Source organism: Streptococcus infantis (assembly GCF_015546995.1).
GTDB lineage: Bacteria > Bacillota > Bacilli > Lactobacillales > Streptococcaceae > Streptococcus > Streptococcus infantis_J.
This window is the reverse complement of the sequence record NZ_JADMUH010000038.1, coordinates 1-2,712: the sequence shown is the minus strand read 5'-3', so window position 1 is coordinate 2,712 and position 2,712 is coordinate 1. Positions and strand designations below refer to the sequence as shown.

Annotated in this window: 2 protein-coding genes; both read right to left on the bottom strand. The window is 36.4% G+C overall.

The window, feature by feature from the left end:
• Positions 1 to 134: 134 nt before the first annotated feature.
• Positions 135 to 1,454: a group II intron reverse transcriptase/maturase gene (ltrA, locus tag I1J71_RS08535; protein WP_195184449.1), complete on the bottom strand. Its 1,320-nt coding sequence runs from the start codon at positions 1,452 to 1,454 to the stop codon at positions 135 to 137.
• A gap of 862 nt (positions 1,455 to 2,316) precedes the next feature.
• A partial coding sequence (locus I1J71_RS08530) for a Cna B-type domain-containing protein (RefSeq protein WP_195184448.1) occupies positions 2,317 to 2,712 on the bottom strand: 396 nt, incomplete at its 5' end.

Sequence of the window (2,712 nt, the reverse complement as noted above, 5' to 3'; positions counted from 1 at the left end):
AACATAGTGCTGCCTCCTTTACTTTTTCTTACTTTTATTATAAACGATATAAGAAGAAGAAGGAATACATATCCCTATTTTATTATGAAAGGATACTGATTGAGCAATCGAGTAGGGTGAAATAAATCACCCTCTCACACCACCGTACGTACGGTTCCGTATACGGCGGTTCGTTTTAATTTCAAAGCGTGTCTCTCTATATAGTAATCTAAACAACTGACTAGTCCTTTTTGGGCTAGTTTTTCTTTTGATATTGCTCTTATCACACATGTCTTGGTTACTACCCATTGATAATGGTCTCCCATATACGATGTCTGTCTTGCTCTATCTTTTGAAATCCCAAGCTTTTGTAATCCCCATTGTCGCTTGCTGGGAACTTTCCACTGCTTCCATATAATTACTCGAAGTCTTGTACGAAGATGTTTATCTATATTCATCATATGTGTTTTCATATTACATATGGAATAATAGTTTATCCATCCTCGTATTACTTGGTTCAGTTGTCTTATCCTTTCATTTAAAGCCATTGTGTTCTTTCTGATTGTTAGCTGTTTCAGTTTCCTCTTAAATCGTTGTATGGAACTTGCGTGTGGTCTTGCACAATATTTCTTATCTTTTGTATCATAATAAAATCCAAAGCCTAGATATTTTAATTTGTTAGGTCTTGTGATATGCGTCTTTGTCGCATTCACTTTCAGTCCCAATTTGTGTTCAATCCACTTTGTGATTGTATGCATCACTCTGTTCGCACTGGCTCTACTTTTTACCGCTATCACGCAGTCGTCTGCGTATCTGGTAAAGTGTAATCCTCTGCTTTCTAATTCTTTGTCTAATTCATTTAGGATAATATTACTTAATAATGGCGATAGGTTTCCACCCTGTGGTGTTCCCTTTTCACTCTTTTCATATTTTCCGTTTATCATGATACCTGCTTTAAGATATTTTCGTATGAGCGACTCTGTATCTCCATCATTTATGATGATGTGTACATAACTCATCAATTTATCCTGTGGCACGTTGTCAAAGAATTTCTCTAAGTCAATGTCTACTATCCATTCATATCCATCATTGATATATTCCAATAATTTATTTATGGCCTGCTCACAACTCCGATTTGGTCTGAATCCATAACTATAATCCGAAAAGAACGTTTCACATATTGGGCTTAATACTTGTACCATTGCCTGCTGGATGATTCTATCCATTACCGTTGGTATCCCCAGATTTCTAGTTCCTCCATTCGCTTTTGGTATTTCAACCCGCTTTACTGGCTGTGGTTTGTACTTCCTTTCTGTGATTTCTGCTCTGATACTTTCCCAGTTTTCTTTTATATAAACATAGGCGTCCTCAATCGTTATTTCATCAATTCCGCTTGTTCCTTTATTCGCTTTTACACGTTTATAGGCTTTGTTCATATTTTCTCTGTTCAGTATCTTTTCTAATAGTTCTGACATACTTTGTGCACTCCTTTCCTTTCCGCTTTCTTACAAATCATCATACGTGTTTTGGATATTTGCTCATTTACGTTTTCACTCATTTCCTTGTCTGATTATTGTAAGAAACATACATTTTGCTCGTGCGATTAAAACGTTCGGTCCTTCAGTATCTCTACCTAATATGACCTCGGCTGACTTCTCATTGTTCGTTGTTACTACTCCTCGACTGCCCGTCGTTCTACGTCTCGCCTACTGAGTCAATGAGACCTCGCGGGGTAAGTCACATATCTTTCCTCGTTTACTTATCTGATTTACGCCATTAGGTTACGGTTATCTTTTGGACTTTGATGCTTCATGCCATCTCATCCGCTAATGCCGCCTTATTATCAGCCGTCTGAATTTAATGTTCAGACTTCCTGTCCGTTAAGCCACGATTTCGCTATTGCTTCCTCTCTCCCATACCTCACGATATGAAACTTGCAAGTCGCTCTTGGGTTCGTCGATAACTACGCCCCGAGGGATTTTCACCCTAGATATGTGGCATGCCCGCCACACATGAAAACACACCTAAGGAAGAAAAGCTCAGGTGTGTTTTTTATGTCAATCTTTACTATTCATTTTCTTTCTAACGTTTATAATTAAACGAAGAAAAATCCAATTTCATCAACCTCCCTTATTTATTATTCCATAAGGTAACTTTCTAAAACTCCTGCTTCCTGTGCAAAAGCTGATGCTGCTGATTAATAAGCATATACACCTTTTTATTAATGAGGATACCATATGCTGTAAATGAATCATTAAATGCTTCATAGGCTAATTTTTTTCATATTGTCAGCCTCCCAGAAAATGCTGAATTGTTATTTCAAGTCTTTATGTAATCTTATTTCATTTTTAATTTTCTTTTCTTAACAAAAATTAAGGACATGGCAATTATGGATGTAGAAACAAATACCAAATATAGTGAAACATTTGTAAAATCTCCTGTTTGTGGTGCCTTATTATTAGATGGAGTATACTCATCTTTTGGTTTTGTTGGCTCATCTGGTTTTTCAGGAGTGATTGGAGATTCTGGCACATGAGTATTTGTAATTATGAAATCACCATTCTTATCAATCTCGGTTTTACTTGTATAACCATCAGAAATTGTTACTTCTTTAATAGAATAATTTATTTCTTTTCCTGATTCATATTTTGGAAGATCTTTCCAAGTAGCACTCCAATTATTTTTTTCACTCAGTGTGAGCACTTCCCCGAAGGCCTTTCCGTTAGCTAAAAG

Bases quoted from the DNA above. Each gene is read 5' to 3' on its own strand.
- ltrA (WP_195184449.1), bottom strand. From the start codon at position 1,454: ATGTCAGAACTATTAGAAAAGATACTGAACAGAGAAAATATGAACAAA.